Annotated in this window: 12 protein-coding genes; 7 read left to right on the plus strand and 5 right to left on the minus strand. The window is 38.6% G+C overall.

All coding sequences use genetic code 11. From position 1 onward, the window contains the following. Positions 1-22: 22 nt before the first annotated feature. The 4 genes from NZ519_02635 to NZ519_02650 all read left to right on the plus strand — a co-directional run bounded on the left by NZ519_02635 (position 23) and on the right by NZ519_02650 (position 2,065). Positions 23-238, plus strand: coding sequence for a KTSC domain-containing protein (locus NZ519_02635; GenBank protein ID MCS7027638.1), 216 nt, complete (start codon positions 23-25; stop codon positions 236-238). Between the two features lie 69 nt (positions 239-307). Then, positions 308-601 carry an ATP-dependent Clp protease adaptor ClpS gene (locus NZ519_02640; GenBank protein ID MCS7027639.1) on the plus strand — a complete coding sequence of 98 codons (294 nt, stop codon included), beginning with the start codon at positions 308-310 and terminating at the stop codon, positions 599-601. Positions 602-778: 177 nt separating this feature from the next. Then, positions 779-943 (plus strand): hypothetical protein, encoded by a 165-nt coding sequence (locus tag NZ519_02645; GenBank protein ID MCS7027640.1) that lies wholly within the window; start codon positions 779-781, stop codon positions 941-943. A 75-nt stretch (positions 944-1,018) separates the two neighbouring features. Next, the gene (locus tag NZ519_02650; GenBank protein ID MCS7027641.1) at positions 1,019-2,065 is read left to right on the plus strand and encodes a hypothetical protein; all 1,047 of its coding nucleotides are present in this window, start codon (positions 1,019-1,021) and stop codon (positions 2,063-2,065) included. 235 nt (positions 2,066-2,300) lie between these two features. Here the strand turns inward: NZ519_02650 and NZ519_02655 are convergent, their stop codons facing one another. Then, a complete protein-coding gene (locus NZ519_02655; protein MCS7027642.1) occupies positions 2,301-5,687 on the minus strand; it encodes a T9SS type A sorting domain-containing protein in 3,387 nt (1,128 codons plus the stop codon). Between the two features lie 344 nt (positions 5,688-6,031). Here NZ519_02655 and NZ519_02660 point away from each other — a divergent pair, with 344 nt between their 5' ends. Further along, the gene (locus NZ519_02660) at positions 6,032-6,772 is read left to right on the plus strand and encodes a hypothetical protein (protein ID MCS7027643.1); all 741 of its coding nucleotides are present in this window, start codon (positions 6,032-6,034) and stop codon (positions 6,770-6,772) included. 18 nt (positions 6,773-6,790) lie between these two features. Here the strand turns inward: NZ519_02660 and NZ519_02665 are convergent, their stop codons facing one another. Further along, positions 6,791-8,929: a cation-translocating P-type ATPase gene (locus NZ519_02665; protein ID MCS7027644.1), complete on the minus strand. Its 2,139-nt coding sequence runs from the start codon at positions 8,927-8,929 to the stop codon at positions 6,791-6,793. A gap of 47 nt (positions 8,930-8,976) precedes the next feature. Beyond that, positions 8,977-9,816: a dihydroorotate dehydrogenase electron transfer subunit gene (locus tag NZ519_02670; GenBank protein ID MCS7027645.1), complete on the minus strand. Its 840-nt coding sequence runs from the start codon at positions 9,814-9,816 to the stop codon at positions 8,977-8,979. Positions 9,817-9,905: 89 nt separating this feature from the next. On the opposite strand from NZ519_02670, the gene NZ519_02675 reads away from it, so the two are divergent. Both NZ519_02675 and NZ519_02680 read left to right on the plus strand, forming a co-directional pair. Then, positions 9,906-10,235, plus strand: a complete 330-nt coding sequence (locus tag NZ519_02675; protein ID MCS7027646.1) for a heavy metal-binding domain-containing protein — start codon at positions 9,906-9,908, stop codon at positions 10,233-10,235. A gap of 23 nt (positions 10,236-10,258) precedes the next feature. Then, on the plus strand, positions 10,259-11,284 hold the full coding sequence (locus NZ519_02680; GenBank protein ID MCS7027647.1) for an SPASM domain-containing protein: 1,026 nt from the start codon (positions 10,259-10,261) through the stop codon (positions 11,282-11,284). A gap of 60 nt (positions 11,285-11,344) precedes the next feature. Here the strand turns inward: NZ519_02680 and NZ519_02685 are convergent, their stop codons facing one another. Both NZ519_02685 and NZ519_02690 read right to left on the minus strand, forming a co-directional pair. Beyond that, positions 11,345-11,626, minus strand: coding sequence for a hypothetical protein (locus tag NZ519_02685; GenBank protein ID MCS7027648.1), 282 nt, complete (start codon positions 11,624-11,626; stop codon positions 11,345-11,347). Between the two features lie 55 nt (positions 11,627-11,681). Beyond that, positions 11,682-13,922, minus strand: coding sequence for a WG repeat-containing protein (locus NZ519_02690; GenBank protein MCS7027649.1), 2,241 nt, complete (start codon positions 13,920-13,922; stop codon positions 11,682-11,684). Positions 13,923-14,045: the final 123 nt, after the last annotated feature.

Consider the following 14,045-nt stretch of genomic DNA (forward strand, 5'->3'; position numbering starts at 1 on the left):
TGTAAAAATTCGATTTTCTGCTATGGGAAACAAAGTTTTTGTAACCTGTGAAAAGGTTAAGTACATTAAATACGAAGAAAAAACATCCACACTAGAAATAGGTTTCAAAAGCGATTCAATGTACCGATACTTTGGAGTTCCCCAAGAAGTATATCAAGAATTCCTAGAAGCCCCCTCTAAATTTGAGTTTTTTGAAACGCAAATTAAAGACCAGTATCGTTTTTCTAAATACAGGTAGGGGATTTCTTTCGTTCATAGTGCTTGTATGGAAACTGTTTTCTTATCAAATTTGTATTTTGATTAGAGCGTGTTCGTTATGAATACCTATTCTAATCCATTTTACCAAGAGATTGTAAAGGATAGCAGTACAGATAACGACAGAACAGCGCAGCTTATTGTCTATAATGATGACATTAACACGTTTGATTATGTAGAAGAGTGCTTAATGCGAATCTGCCACCACACTTATGAGCAAGCCCAGCAGTGTGCGCACCTTATTCATTGGCGGGGCAGCTACTGTGTAAAGCAAGGCGAATACCCCACTATGAAAAATATGGCAGAGAAGTTAAGGCGCTGTGGATTGAGAGCAAGCGTACGATAAGCGTGCTGCAACACGCTATCGAGCTCAAAAATAAACTTTTCAAGACTGCTGACAAACAGCAGGCTACCTTGCTTATAAAATGATTCAAAACTTATTTCAAAGTCAACAAACTACGCACATAGAACAAAAAGTTCTTGCTGTTGAAAAAAGTAGTGATGATTTTTTGGGCGTGCCCTTGTGGGCATTTCGCTTCGCTCATGCCCACAAGGTCGGCGTGCTTCGGGCTACGCTCACGCTTCGGTGCTTCGCTGCGCTTCGCACTGGGCTATCGCCCACCCTCCGCATGCCTCACGCACAAAAAACACACACAACAACACAAATCTTAACCTCATACACAATTGATACTCAACACACAACAAAATAAAACACCCCACAACCTAAAAACCAAATTCTTGCCTTTTCGCTTATCTTTGTACCATGATAAAAATTGCAAACCCCGCCTATGACGTCGTATTCAAATACCTCATGGAAGATGTCCAAATTGCAAAAATCCTCCTATCCGACCTACTCCAAGAAGAAATTATTGACCTCCAAGTCAGACCCCAAGAATACATCCTTGATGTCATCACCACAACCGTATATCGCCTAGACTTCAATGCCAAAATAAAAAACACCGATGGCACAGAAAAAATAGTCTTAGTAGAAATACAAAAAGCCAAATTTCCTACCGATATCCTACGGTTTAGAAGGTATTTAGGCGAACAGTACCGTGCAGAACAAAACCTTGTCAAAACAGAAAAAGATGGGTTCAAAGCTTTACCGATTATTACCGTGTATTTTTTAGGTTATCCTTTGTCAAGCAATCCGCCGTATCCTGTGCTGCGCGTACGCAGGAATGTTACGGACAACAGCACACAGGAGGTCATTGATATAAAAGATGAGTTTATTGAGTCTTTGACGCATGATTGTGTGATAGTACAGATACCGAAGTTGAAGGAAACACGGCGGAACGAATTAGAGATGATATTGTCTTTGTTTGATGAGCGGGAGTACAGGTATGAGATAAGTGTGAATGAGGAGGATTATCCTGAGCGGTATCGTGGGGTGATAAGGCGGTTGTTGAAGGCAGCTGCGTCGGAGGAGTTAAGGAAGAGCATGGAGATAGAGGATGAGATAATAGAGAGTTTTAAGGTGGTAGAACGAGAAAAGGAGCGGTTAGAAGAGGAGTTGAAGCGGAGGGAGAGGGAGTTAGAGCAGGAGAGAGTGCGAGTAGCACAGGAAAAGCAACGGGCAGAAGAAGAAAAGCAGAAGGCAGAGCAGAAAGAAAGAGAATTAGAACAAGAAAAGCAACGCGCAGAGCAAGAAAAGCAACGCGCAGAGCAAGAAAAGCAACGTGCGGAGCAGTTAGAGCAAGATAAAATCAACATGATAAGGGAGATGTTGAAGCAAGGTTTTTCGAAGGAGATAGTGATGCAAATTGCAAAAGTGGATGAATTATTTTTGAAAAAGCATAATTTGATATGAAGAGTCATTTTATTTAATTCATGCAAAGTTTTAGATTGTAAGTAATTGTACTTCAAGTTCAAACAAGGTAAAGACATGATGGCATAGGTCAATTGCGTGAGGGGCATGGAGCATGCCGATAGGCAGTACGAAGCGCAGCGAAGTACCGAAGCGAAGCATAGTGCGGAATGCCCCGACCTTGCGTCAGCAAGGGGCACGCCCAAAAAAAAATATCATCCAAATTAAACAAGCTCAATTACTCTTTTACAAATTTTAAGGTCTTTCTTTGACCATCTGCTTCAAGATTTAAGAAATAAATGCCTTTGCTTAAATGCTGTACAGAAACACTGTGAACAAAGTGCGTAGCATACATTGGAACAATCTCTTGGCTTATGACCTTGCCTTGCAAATTATAAATGCAAACTTTTAAGTTTGAATAAATTTTTCCCGCGTATTCAAAGTATAATTTTTCCCGTACAGGATTGGGAAAGAGAGTAATGTTGGCTTGTATTTCGTTCTCGTTAATGCTTGTGCTTTCTCGCAAAATTTGAAAATCATCAATAGCTACACCTACGCTTTCGATCCCTACATCAGACTTGAATACAATCCGAAAGGCTACACTAGGATTTCCTGCTAAAAAAGATATATCTAATTTTTTGAGCGTGTAAGTAGATTGAACACCTGTAAAAAATGGGACATTAGCATCAAAAGCTGTAGCTAAGTTGACCGAATAGTTATACCAATCTGTTCCCAAAGTACCTAAAACCTGCCAAGTATCTCCTTTATCAAGTGAATATTCTACATTAAAGCCGTCCCAGTTAGTTTCTACTTTGTACTTCGTTTGGAATTGAATAGTGTAATTGCCCGCAGCAGAAAAATCAAAATTTGGAGTGTATAGGTAACTTACACTGTTGTTGGTGTAAGTATTTGAAGTCAAACCTGTAACCCAAGCATTTGAACCGCTTGTAGTGCCATCTTTACCTGCAATAGTGGAATTACCTCTTTCCCAAGGGACACTAGTTGAATTTTCTACCGCTGGAGCAAAATCCAATGGATTAGTTTCAAAATCGCCCCCATCAGCAAGCGTGTAACTAGTATTTCTATCAGGCAGAACGTGTATAAGCGCTGTTTTTATCTTGGTACAAGTGGAACATCCACCATTGATAACTAATTTGACGGTCTTTAAACCTGGAGTAGTATAGGCAAAAGTAGGATTTTGAGTAGTGGCATCTACAACACCATCATTTTCAAAGTCCCATGCCCAAGAAGTAGCCCCTGTGGAAGCATCTGTAAATTGGATGTTTTTGCCTACATAGGTAACTTTTTTATTTACTTCAAATTCAGCACTAACTGAACTACCACCCACAAAAGCATCAGAAGAAAATAGTCCGCGCCCATGTGTGGAAGCAATAACCATTTTATCAGAATCACGAATTTGAAGCATAGTTACGCGTGTATTGGCTAAACCTGAATTAGTAGGTACCCATACGGTAGCTGTACCGTTGAGGTCACTAGTAGTCCATACACCTAGTTCGGTAGCTAAAACGGCTTGGTCTGGATTATGAGGATTAAAAATAGCCCAACGTACAGGAATATCAGGTAAATTACCTTCTACTGAAGTCCAAGTAACACCCCCATCTTTGGTTTCCCAAACACTATTTACGCCATAACTAGAATAGGTTACCAACAAATGATTATCATCTCCTTTTTGCACGGCAATACAAGAAACACTAGTAGTGGGCATGCTTGCTCCCTTAATATTCACGCCTGTAAGCGATGTACCTGTATGTGCATTATCTACTCTTACTACCCTGCCATTATTTAAGCCAAAAAATACTCGGTTAGGTGTATTAGTATTTGCATTGATATGAGTAACATCTCCTCCTCCAAAAGCCGATACAGTTACTACTGTATGTGTGCTTCCTGATTGTGGATTAGTCCAACGAACAAAATTTCCATTGCTATTAGAGCAGTACATAATATTTGCCACATCGTCATAATCTGTGGGGTTGATAAAAGATGCACCTGTGTTATTGCTTAACGTTACACTGCTGAAAGTATTACCTCCGTTAGTAGAGCGAAAATAGTTGTTATTCACATAAGATGTCCATTGATATTGAGGTTGATTTTGGTCAATATGGCAATATCCCCCATCTCCGCCTGTAACTTCTACCGTGCTGTTCATCCCTGGTGAGGAGAAACGCTGTGAGCCATTATCTTGTGAACCTGCTAAAAAGTGGTTACTACCTGCGTTGGGGTGAATAGCACAGGCATAAAATTGAGTTACGTTGTAAGTATTGTTTCTTTGTACAATAGTGGGCATAGATGCTGTGGCATTAGTGCAGCGGTATATACCTCCATCAGTGGCAAAGTATACCGTAGTACCGCTACCTGGTTCGAAGATAGCAAAGTGCTGGTCAGCATGTACTTCTTGGTAACCAAATCCACCGTACCAATGAGAAACTTGTTGCCAAGAATTACCGCCGTTTGTACTTCTAAATAAATCAATTCCACCAACAAAAAGTAAGTCTCTATTTGTATTAGAAACAGCAATGCTCAAATCGTACCAAGCTTGTCCGCGAGAAAAATCTGTATCAGGTATGCCTGGATCTGCGTCATTAGGTTCAGGAAGACTTGTCCATGAGGTTCCTCCATTGGTAGTCTTAAGAATAGCTTTAACGGCATTATCTTCTTCACACAAAGCATATACATAATTAGCGTCGCTTGCAGCACAAGCCAATTCTACTCTTGAAAAAGTAGTAGGTGTAGTCAAATTCGTCCATGTAACTCCATCGTCTGTGCTTTTACGGATTACTCCGTTATGTCCTGCGTAAAGGTGCCCATTGGATGCTTGTTCTATATCAAAGCAGCGTATTGTAGAAACAGTTGTCCATGTATTTCCACCATCTGTTGATCGCCTAAGTCCTTGATTAGTAGCAGCGAATAAAGTACCTGCGCTGCTTACAAAAACTTTATTGACATAGTAAAAAAACGGATTATTTGTTGAGCTAAGTTGTGTCCATGTATTACCTCCGTTTGTGCTTTTGAATATACCTGCGCCCCGAGCGGCATCAGAATTAAAATAGCCTTCTCCTGTTCCTGCGTACATTACGTTGGGGTTAGTAGGGTCATAAGCCAGAGTAGTAACTGCTAAGTTCGTCATAAAATCATTGATAGGTGTCCAGATAGGATTAGTAGCAGTTATATCTGTGGTTTTCCAAATTCCACCGTTTACTCCTGCGGTAAATACAGTTTTTTTAGTAGGATCGTTAGGGTCAATCATAATGGTACGAGTACGCCCTGCTACATTTTTAGGTCCTCTTTCAGTCCAATTCATAGGGATACCTGCGGTTTTAGCCACAGGGTTTTTTCGTAGCTGTTCGGCGTATAAATAAGCTTGGTATAATCTTTCTGTGGGAACGTAGCCCAATGCAGGGTCTTTTGTCATTTCAAAATCTTGTAAAATAGCTAGGTCAGGTCTATCTTTTGATAATGGAAGTTCATGTTCTTTTTCGCCAAGTACTAAGGCTAATGTTTTGCCATTTTTTGTAGTAAGGCAAACTCTGTATTTCAAATTCAGCCACAAAGCAGCTAAAAGTATGAAAAATGCAATTCCAATATAAGCAAAAGAAGAAAATCGCATAACGATTAGTTTGGTACAAAGATAACAAAAACAGGGTAAAAAATTAGTCATAACTTGATAAAAGCAATTTATAAGACAAAAAACAACAACTATATTTTACACTTTTGTGTCGTTTTAGTGGGTAGCTAGTTTATCATGCTCAGTTGTGAAAAAATAATTTGATTTTTTATTCTTTGGGCGTGCCCCTTGCTGACGCAAGGGTCGGGGCATTCCGCACGTAGCCCGTAGCACGCCGACCTTGTGGGCTTTTGCCCACAAGGGCACGCCCAAAAAAAACAAAAATTAAAATTTAACGTATATTTAACTGTCAATTATTAACATTTTTCATAACTTTGTAACAATATATGCAAAAACAACTGTTTTTAGCTAGCTGCTTGCTTTTAACCCTCTGTGCTTTTTCACAGATAAACGTAAATGACCTGTTTATAGGGGGGGCACTAGGTTATGAAGGTCAAGGAGAAATAACAAAACCTGTAAATAGTAACCAAACTACCGATAAATACACAAGCGGAACACAAGGATTTAGTATTATTCCCCGAGTAGGCTATTTTATCAAAAACAATTTAGCTATTGGTCTATCAGCAAGCTACACTCATACAACCGAAAAATATAACACCTATTTAAGAGATTTTCCACAAGTGGGTACGCTGACAGAAAAAACCCATACCACAAAAACTAATCATCTAAGCTGCGCTATTTTTGGTAGATACGTCTATCAGCTTACTGAAAATTTTTACATTAGCAGCACTGCTTTTCTAGGTGCAGGGCATGGTACTAGCAAAACTACTATTGAGTACAGAGAACAAAATTCATCAAACGTAGACATTTTAAAAAACAACTTGCCAAAGTACTCTTCAGTGTTCTTTTCCCTCAATCCAGAGATTATCTACTTTCCAACAAAGAGAATAGGCTTGGAGGCTTCTGTCGGAAGAATTTTTCACTATGGATACATAAGAGAAATATCAGAAAATTTTTACGGCAATGAGATTGAAAGCAGAAGAATGTATTTTGATTTGTTTAACGTAAACAGTGTTAAATTTACTTTTGGACTTAACTATTACATGAGTTTGATTGCCAATAAATAAAGGGCTAACACCTCTTAGTTATTGCACTTGTATCTTTTTGACTTTCAACCGAAGTGAGTTACCAATTACAACTACATCTGAAAGCGCCATAATCAAAGCAGCTATCATAGGATTGAGTACGCCGAAGGCAGCTATGGGTATACCCACACTATTGTAAAAAAATGCCCAAAATAAGTTTTGCTTAATGGTCTGCAAAGTTTTTTGAGCTATTTGATGCGCAATAACTAAACTTTGTAATTTATCTGTACGTAACACAATATCGGCAGAAGCTACGGCTACCTGAGTTCCACTTCCTATGCCAATTCCTACGTGAGCTTGTTTGAGCGCAGGCGCATCGTTAATTCCATCACCTACCATAGCTACAATCCCTTTTTGTTGATATGCTTCAATGTAACGCAGCTTATCAGCAGGGAGTACATTTGAAAAGTAGCGTATATTTAGCTGCGAAGCAATTTTAGCGCAGTTTTCTTCACTATCTCCTGAAAGTAGAATGGGTTCTATGCCCTTAGTTTTGAAATACTCTACCGTAGCACGTGCATCTGACTTCAACGTATCATAAAAGCGAACGGATGCTACTAAATTTTGCTCTATCCATAAACTTACCGTTTGCATAGCCGCATCTGAATTTGCGTTGTTGAACTTACCTACTTGAACTACTTTACCTTGATATATTCCTTGTACTCCTTTACCTATTACGCTTTCTACTTTTTCTAAGCTTACTGTACGCACATTTCTTTCCGTAAAATGCTTTACCATTGATAGTGCGATAGGGTGGTTGCTGTGCTGTTGAAGGGATAAGAATAAACTTTCTATTTCTGATTTTGTATAGCTTGGATTGTGAATTTGTACCTCGTCAAAAGTAAAATTTCCTGTGGTTAAAGTGCCTGTTTTGTCAAAAAAAATGTACTTGACACGCGCTAGATTTTCTACAGCACGCCCCTCTTTGAAAATTACACTCATTTGTGAAGCACGCCCTAAAGCTACCATAATAGCCGTAGGAGTAGCCAAGCCCATGGCACAAGGACACGAAATAGCTAATACAGCAATACTACTCAAAAAAGAAAATTCTAACGATTTTTGACCAATCCAAAAAGAAAACACAAAAGTAAGTATGGCAATTACAATAACTACGGGCACAAATACTGCGGCTACGTCATCCCCAATTTTTTGAATACGAGGTTTATTTTGTTGGGCTTTTTCAATCATTATAATTATTTCTTGAACTAAACTTTGATTACTTCTGCGTGTAACTTGAATTCGGGCACTTCCTTGCATTACTAATGTTCCCCCTAATACATTATTCCCTTGCTTCTTATGCTGCGGTAGGCTTTCCCCTGTAAGCATAGACTCGTTTACCTCTATCTCTCCTTCCACAACTAAACCATCTGTCGGAATACTATCACCTGCTTTGACTAAAACTATGTCGTCTAGTTCTAACTCCTCCACAGCAATAGGGCGTATAACCTCTGTATCATTAAAATAGTCTTTTTGGACTAAGTTTGCCATTTTGGGTTGAAGCTGTTGTAAAGTTTTAAGAGCAGATTGCGTTTTTTGAATAGAAATAGCTTCTAACCAATTTCCTAATATAACTAATGTTATGATAGTAGCTGCGGTTTCAAAATACCAATGCGCACCATTTATGTCAAATAAAAGGACATATATACTGTATAAAAAAGCCATAGTAGAACTCATAGTAATCAGTACATCCATATTCGGATATACATTCCGAATAGATTGAATGGCACTCTTTCCAAAATATCGCCAACCTATCCACATTACGGGCGCACATAAAGCTAACTCTATCCAACCTTGATACGGAACGTGAAGATGAATAAACATGCTTAACATGGACAAAAAGAACAAAGGAACGGCAAATACACTACTCCACCATAGCCTTTTTCGTAATTCTTGGTATTCTTTGTTAAAAGTCTCTTCTATATCTTTGCTTTCTTTGATTTTAGCCTGATATCCTAAACGCTGTATTTCTTTGACAAGATGCTCTACTTTGAAGTTAGGGTCTTCTACTTCAAAAGAAGCTTCGTTTGTAGCAAAGTTGACATATACGTTTTGTACTCCCTGTTTTTGCCGTATCAATTTCTCAACAGACTGTGCGCATGAAGTACAGTGCATTCCTGTAACCGTAAGAGACACTTTCATATCTAAACAAATATACAGTTTTTTGGTCTATACAAGGAAAACAAGAGTTACTTAAAAAACTGCTTCATTCCCTCTTTATCTCGATGATATTTTCCAAACTCCTCAATATACCGAAGCTGTTCTGTATTCATTACTGAACCTTCTACGCATACTCTATCTCCTGTAGGGTCTAGAACACATTGACCACAAACTCCAAAACCGCATTTCATATATCTTTCTATTGAAAGTTGCCCTTCAATGTTATGTGCTTGGCATATCTCAAAAATTCGGTACAGCATCATTTCGGGACCACATGCAAAAACTTGATGTATCGTGTAAGTGGATAAAAGCTGCTCTAAAACCTCTGTATTGTAGCCTTTATAGCCCATAGAGCCATCATTCGTGGCAATGTACAAATATGTATTTGGTAACTTACGAATAGAGTCTAAATATAGCAGATGCTCTTTTTGTTTTGCACCTACAATAAAGTGAATGATGCATTTTTTTTCTACTGCTTTTTGAGCTAAAAAGTACATTGGTGCCGCGCCGTATCCACCTGCTACTAAGGCTAGAGTACTGTTAGGTTTAACCACATAACTTCTACCGTAAGGACCACGAATACCAATTTTATCCCCTTTCTTACATTCAAAGAGTTTTTTAGTAAATTCCCCTACCGCAAAAAACGTAATTTTAAGAGTTTTACCATCATCTTCAGCTACGGAAAAAGGTTTTTCATCTACCTCTGGAAGCCAAATATTGACAAACTGTCCAGGTTGGGCATTCAAAGAAATATCCAAAGTAAAAGTTTTGACATAATTTGTTTCCTGTACTACTTCAATAATTTCAGTCATCACAGGAATGTCTATACGTTCATTAGCCGTAGGAATAGGGACTCTTTTTCTAAACATTGAGCAAATATACACTTGATCAAGGTGTTTTTGAGGATACTTTGGTTCCAAAATTTTATTTCAGTTTTATTTTTTCTTATTTTTGTGTCATGGGTATAATCGTAACCACAGCTAACGAACTACAAGGTTATAAAATTGTCAAGCACTTAGGCGTGATAAGGGGAATCACAGTTCGCTCTCGTGGCGTGGGCGGAAATTTATTAGGTGCTTTACAAACATTATTTGGAGGTAAAATCAATGCTTACCTTAAACTTTGTGAAGAAGCTCGCGAAGAAGCTTACAACGAACTCATTCAACAAGCAAAAGCAGTAGGTGCAAACGCAGTAATTGCCATGCGATACGAATCTAATGAAGTAATCAGTGGTGTAACCGAAGTTTTAGCTTATGGCACCGCAGTAGTTGTAGAACCTACTTCATAAAATTGCCATAAGAAATTACGATAATGGTAAGCTACGACATTTTACAACTGCTTCACACTCTTACTTTGGAACGCGCAGCAAATGCTTTTAAGGTTTGGCTATCTTACCAAATAAGCAAAATTTTACATAAAGATAAGCATGCAGGCTATCCCATAGCTATTTCTATTGAGCCCACTACTTACTGTAACCTTCGCTGTCCTGAATGTCCTTCTGGTTTAAGGCAATTTACTCGCCCGACAGGAAGTTTATCCATAGATGTATTTCGCAACATTATAGACCAGTTGCACCCCAAAACTTTTTATCTCACACTCTATTTTCAAGGCGAACCTTATCTAAATCCTCAATTTCATGATATGGTCAGGTATGCACGGCAAAAAAACATGTATGTAGCCACTAGCACAAACGGTCATTATCTCACTTTTGAAAATGCCCAAAAAATAGTTGATAGTGGATTAAATCGCTTAATCATATCCATAGATGGTACAACTCAAGAAACCTACCAAAAATACAGAATAGGCGGAAATTTAGATACAGTCGTGCAGGGTATACAGAATATTGTGCAAGCAAAGCGAAAAAATAAAGTAAAGCATCCTTATGTCATTTTACAGTTTATTGTTTTTAGGCATAATGAACATGAAATACAAGAAATTAAACGCTTAGCTAAAATATGGCAAGTAGATGCATTGCATATCAAAACTGCGCAAATCTACAATTTTGAAAATGGAAGTCCTTTATTGCCCCAAAGTGAACAGTACAGGCGATACACCCAAACTAAAACAGGCAAATTTGTAATAAAAAACAGACTGCTTAACCATTGTTGGAAGTTGTGGCATAGTTGTGTTTTTACTTGGGATGGCAAAGTTTTACCTTGTTGTTTTGACAAAGATGCTCAATATGAAATGGGAAACATACAATTTGAATCTTTTGCAAATATTTGGCGAAATGAAAAGTATGCTCAATTCAGGAAGCAGATCTTAAAGAGTAGAGCTAATATAGAAATGTGCAGAAACTGTACAGAAGGCACAAAAACCTCTTTGAAGTTTGAATGATTTATTAAAATTTATTTTTGGGCGTGCCCCTTGCTGACGCAAGGGTCGGGGCATTCCGCACTACGCTTCGCTTCGGTACTTCGCTAACGCTTCGTACTGCCTAACGGCATGCTCCATGCCCCTCACGCAGATGACCTGTACAATTATGTCTTTACCTTGTTTAAGCTTGAAGTACAAGTACTTACAAGCTAAAACTTTGCATAAATTACAGAGAAATGGATTTTTCAGAGATTCCTTGCGTGAGGCATGCGAAGGGCGTGCGTCAGCACGGTGCGGAGCGAAGCGTAGCACCGAAGCGTCAGCGTAGCCCGAAGCACGCCGACCTTGTGGGCAAAAGCCCACAAGGGCACGCCCAAAAAATTAAAATTCAACCTTCCTTAAAACAGACCTCATGTAGTTAGTTTTCCACTCTTTCAAACGGCTTAACTTCCTCGTATATATTTGGAATGACTAACTGCCCTTTGAAATTAGCAAAACCTGCATAGTTGTCTATTACCACAGGAATGTAAGAAGGGATAGTAGTTATCCCTATGGCTTGTGCTTTTAAGGGCAACAACTTCCCGTGATTGTCTATCAGTTGCCAAGTCTCTTCTGAACTGTTCTCTTCTCTTTTCACCAGCACAGGTGCCATAGATTGATGAAAGTTCAAGCCTGACAAGTACTTAGCAGGAATTATCCACTTTCCTTTGGAATTGATATAGCCCCAAAAATCCCCTTGCCTTACACAAGCTAATCCTTCCGAAAATCCTAATGCTCCATCAAATTCAAAGGGAATAACTACCTTGCCCGAACTTTCTACATATCCCCATTGATAATTTACACACACTGCTGCTAATCCTTCACTAAATCTACCTGCGGCATCATACTGCGGAGAAATTATCCACTGACCTCGTGTATTCATATAGCCCCATTTCTTATCTTGCTTGACCGCTATCTTACCTTGACTGCACGGCTTGATACTTTCATATTCTATCGGAATGATGATTTTACCATTTTTATCAACGGCGCCCCAAAGTTTATTTTTGCTAACTAACGCTATTCCTTCATTAAAGCCAATTATATTGTCATATTCAAAAGGAATAATAACTTCATTTTTAGGCGTGATAGCGCCCCATTTACCTTGTTTTTTTACTGCCATTACTCCTTCTTTTACAGGTTCGGCATCCTCAAAACCGCCGATAGCTATTTTACCTCCCTTGTCAATGTAGTGCCAAACAAAAAGAGTATCCAATACCGCAGCGTAACCTTCTGAAAAAGGTTCTGCATGAATAAATTGAGGTTCTACTACCATTTTACCCTCTTTGTTGACAAAGCCCCATACATTCAACACTCTACCTTGATGATTGATGTAAAAAATGTGCCCCTTACGCTTTACTTTACACTTACTTTCATCTATTAAGATAACTTCGTCTAAATTGCTTATTATGCTTTTACCTTGTGTGTTTATCAGCTCTATTTTTATAGTTCCATCTTTATATGCTACTTGCACAGGGGCTAAGCCGTAGCTAAAATTTCCTGCTTTATGGTATTTAGGCGCAATATGCCATTTACCTTCGCTATCAATATAGCCCCATAAATTGTTCTCTTTATCACGTTTAGCACAAAGTTGTTCAGAAAAGTCCCCAATATCGTTTTTGTCTGTGAATGGAATAAGCTCTACACCTTTGCGATTTATATAGCTGACTTGTTTGTTTTGGTTTTCTACTTTGGCTGTTTGCTTGTCAAAAGGATATGCATTTGCATATTGACAAGGGACTACAAGCTTAAAAGTGCTATCCAAAAAACCCCATAGCTTGTTTTTTTTAACTCTGTAAAATCCATTTTTGCGCTCATCAATAAATTCGTACTCAAATGGAACGATGATTTTACCTTGTTTATCTAAAATTCCCCAGTATTTATCTTTTTGGGCACGTGCATATCCGTGAGCAAAGTCTGATACTTTTTCATATTCCGCAGGAATGATAAAATTACCTGTTTTATCTATAAAGCCCCATTTTTGATGGTATAGCACTGCACTTAATCCTTCTTGAAACAAATGAGCATCTTCAAACTTCGGTTCTGTAATTAGTTTTTTTGTATTTGTGTCCATGAATGTCCATAAAGACTCTCGTTTAATACGTGCCATGCCTTCGGTTACTGCTACTTGGTGCTCGCTTACAATTTGACCTTTTTTGTCAATAGCTTGCCAAATATCTTCTTTTTTGACCATTGCGTAGCCTTGCTTGAACGCAATAGCGTTATCATATTGGCAAGGTATAACTATTTGCATCTGCGGATTGATAAAACCGTATTTACCTTTCTTTTTAATCAAAGCTAAGCCTTCAATAAAAGGGCTGGCTTCCTCGTAGGTAGTAGAGCTTATTTTTTTACCTGTTTTGTCTATGAAATAATAAACATCATCTTTTTTCACTGCGGCTATACCTTCGTAAAAAGGGGAGGCTTCTTCAAATTGAGCAGGAATAATCCACTCATTTTTTTCGTTGATATATCCGTATAGTCCATTTTTCCTATAAACGGCTAGTCCTTCATGAAAATGTTTTTCGGGTGTATAAACGGCTATACGTACAGGTGCAAGTTGCGCAAATCCATTTATTGTCCCAATCAAAATGCTGATGCATATTTGCCATAGACCTTTCATATTGCGAAATTATGTCAAGTTTAGATATGACTGAATAGTTATTTTATTTTTGGGCGTGCCCCTTGCTGACGCAAGGGTCGGGGCATTCCGCACTGCGCTTCGCTTCGGTACTTCGCTGCGCTT

The sequence above is a fragment of the Bacteroidia bacterium genome (assembly GCA_025056095.1).
In the GTDB taxonomy this organism is placed as follows: domain Bacteria; phylum Bacteroidota; class Bacteroidia; order JANWVE01; family JANWVE01; genus JANWVE01.

Excerpts from the sequence above, each read along its gene's own strand:
- NZ519_02680 (MCS7027647.1), top strand. The coding sequence starts at position 10,259 with ATGGTAAGCTACGACATTTTACAACTGCTTCACACTCTTACTTTGGAA.
- NZ519_02635 (MCS7027638.1), top strand. The coding sequence starts at position 23 with ATGGGAAACAAAGTTTTTGTAACCTGTGAAAAGGTTAAGTACATTAAA.
- NZ519_02670 (MCS7027645.1), bottom strand. The coding sequence starts at position 9,816 with ATGTTTAGAAAAAGAGTCCCTATTCCTACGGCTAATGAACGTATAGAC.
- NZ519_02655 (MCS7027642.1), bottom strand. The coding sequence starts at position 5,687 with ATGCGATTTTCTTCTTTTGCTTATATTGGAATTGCATTTTTCATACTT.
- NZ519_02675 (MCS7027646.1), top strand. The coding sequence starts at position 9,906 with ATGGGTATAATCGTAACCACAGCTAACGAACTACAAGGTTATAAAATT.
- NZ519_02665 (MCS7027644.1), bottom strand. The coding sequence starts at position 8,929 with ATGAAAGTGTCTCTTACGGTTACAGGAATGCACTGTACTTCATGCGCA.
- NZ519_02690 (MCS7027649.1), bottom strand. The coding sequence starts at position 13,922 with ATGAAAGGTCTATGGCAAATATGCATCAGCATTTTGATTGGGACAATA.
- NZ519_02650 (MCS7027641.1), top strand. The coding sequence starts at position 1,019 with ATGATAAAAATTGCAAACCCCGCCTATGACGTCGTATTCAAATACCTC.
- NZ519_02660 (MCS7027643.1), top strand. The coding sequence starts at position 6,032 with ATGCAAAAACAACTGTTTTTAGCTAGCTGCTTGCTTTTAACCCTCTGT.